Raw genomic sequence first — 1,928 nt, 5'->3', positions numbered from 1 at the left:
GTCTTGCGCCTTGCCTGGTTTGCCGTTTACAAATACTTCTTTTAATTTATCGGCATAACCGTCATTGCGGGGATCAAACGGAAAAACCCTTAACGAATATTGATCCAAGGGCACTTTTTTTACAGAATCAAATTCATCGAGTAAAACCCATTGCGAAGATTCGGAAATGGGGGGTCCGCTAAAATACAATTCCCCCGATTCCAAATGAGATCGAATAACTTTGTCGTCGATTTCATCATCTGTAGTTAATACGGCATACCCGCTACGGAATTCTTCGTAACCCATCGCGGAGCCTAAAAAAAGAAGACATATAGCCGCTAACAGTGAAACAAGGCTTGCAAGTAAAACGGAGCGAAAAAAAGACATATCATATGCCTAAAACAGCCAGAAACAAAATGTGATAGCAATGCCCAAGCATGAGCCGACCAATACTTCCAACGGAGTATGTCCGTGAATTTCTTTTACCGAACGAAATTCCAAACCTGTAAATTTTGCAGATTGCTTTCCAAGGTTATTTAACGCTTTTGCCTGTAAACCGGCAGTCCTCCTAACTCCCAAAGAATCACGAAGAACTACCATGGCAAAGACAAGACAAAAAACAAAAAAGTTGGACTCTATGCCCTCGTAAATCCCCGCTGATGTGGCAAGAGCGCATACAGCCGCGGAATGGCTAGAAGGCATTCCGCCCGTACGCCAAATTATAGTCTCTATCATTTCCAATTTTTTTCTGCTTTTACTGGTAAATAAATAAAAAACCAACTTTAAAACTTGAGCTATACACAAACTGGAAACAGTGGATAAAAATATTTTATTCGCTAATAAAGCCTTTATATGTTCTGCCGCTGTCATTATAATATGATCCGATAATATGCGAATTTTGTCAATAGGATGAAATATTGATAAAAATAAGGTATAAATGAATATATGGAACTTGTTACAGGAGAAAACGACAGCGGGCGCAGATTGGACAGAATTTTACGCAAGGCGCTTGCGGACTATCCTCTGCCGCTGATACATCGTCTCCTACGCCAGAAAAAAGTGCTTGTAAACGGCAAACCAGGCAAGGCGCAAGACCGCATTGACAGCGGCGTAAAGATTTCCATATCTTCTTTAGAAAACACGCAAATACGCAAACCTTCAGCCCGTCAATTTCCCGCCCCTGAAATTCTATGGCAAGGACAGGGACTGATAGCGATTAACAAACCGGCGGGGCTCGCCGTTCACGGGCATAACAGCCTAGATGATATGGTTCTCTCTTACCTCGCCGAAAAACTACCTCCTTCGCTGTCGTTTAAACCCGGTCCCTTGCACAGACTGGACAAACCATCAAGCGGAATTGTTGTTTTTTCCACAAGCATAGACGGAGCGCGTCTTTTTACCTCTTTAATGAGGGAACATAAGGTGCGTAAAACTTACCTTGCTATTGTAGAAGGTGAATTAAAAAAAGAAGAAACATGGCAAGATGAACTTATCCGCGACAAAGAAATGAAAAAAACTTTTGTATCGCAAACAAATACAGACGGCGGTAAAACCGCAATTACCAAAGTAACACCTCTTGCGACGGACGGCAATTATACGTTAATCAAAGCGGAAATTGCCACAGGAAGGACGCATCAAATACGAGCGCAAGCCGCTTTTCACGGGTATCCGCTTGGTATTTCACAAAAAGGCGTACAGTATGATTCTTTGGACGGAGAGCCTGTTCATCTTCTTTTTATGTTTATTTTCCCTATTGATGATACGCAAGAACATCTTTTACTGTTAAAACATTTAGCACAGCTTATAGAAATCCCCAAGTTTCAAACGGAGCTTCAATCTCAAAAAGATCCGCAAAGTGCGTTTAATGTTCTTTGCAAATTCGAAGATATGCTCTGCGGCAAATAACTTCCGCTAAGCGGAGCCGTTATCGTGTATTCTAAAAACTAAAG

At 41.6% G+C, this 1,928-nt stretch carries 2 protein-coding genes and 1 pseudogene; 1 reads left to right on the top strand and 2 read right to left on the bottom strand.

What is annotated here, in order from left to right; genetic code table 11:
- A pseudogene (locus tag ACYVTD_RS12095) lies at window positions 1-366 on the bottom strand (hypothetical protein); the annotation flags it as partial.
- Between the two features lie 9 nt (window positions 367-375).
- Window positions 376-849, bottom strand: coding sequence for a divergent PAP2 family protein (locus ACYVTD_RS12090; RefSeq protein ID WP_461248010.1), 474 nt, complete (start codon window positions 847-849; stop codon window positions 376-378).
- A 75-nt stretch (window positions 850-924) separates the two neighbouring features.
- On the opposite strand from ACYVTD_RS12090, the gene ACYVTD_RS12085 reads away from it, so the two are divergent.
- Window positions 925-1,884, top strand: a complete 960-nt coding sequence (locus ACYVTD_RS12085) for a pseudouridine synthase (protein WP_461248009.1) — start codon at window positions 925-927, stop codon at window positions 1,882-1,884.
- Window positions 1,885-1,928: the final 44 nt, after the last annotated feature.

This window comes from Treponema sp. R6D11 (genome assembly GCF_054786075.1).
The sequence above is the reverse complement of the archived record's forward strand: the minus strand, read 5'-3'. Positions and strand labels throughout refer to the sequence as shown.

Coding starts and splice junctions, on each gene's coding strand:
- ACYVTD_RS12090 (WP_461248010.1), bottom strand. CDS start 849: ATGACAGCGGCAGAACATATAAAGGCTTTATTAGCGAATAAAATATTT.
- ACYVTD_RS12085 (WP_461248009.1), top strand. CDS start 925: ATGGAACTTGTTACAGGAGAAAACGACAGCGGGCGCAGATTGGACAGA.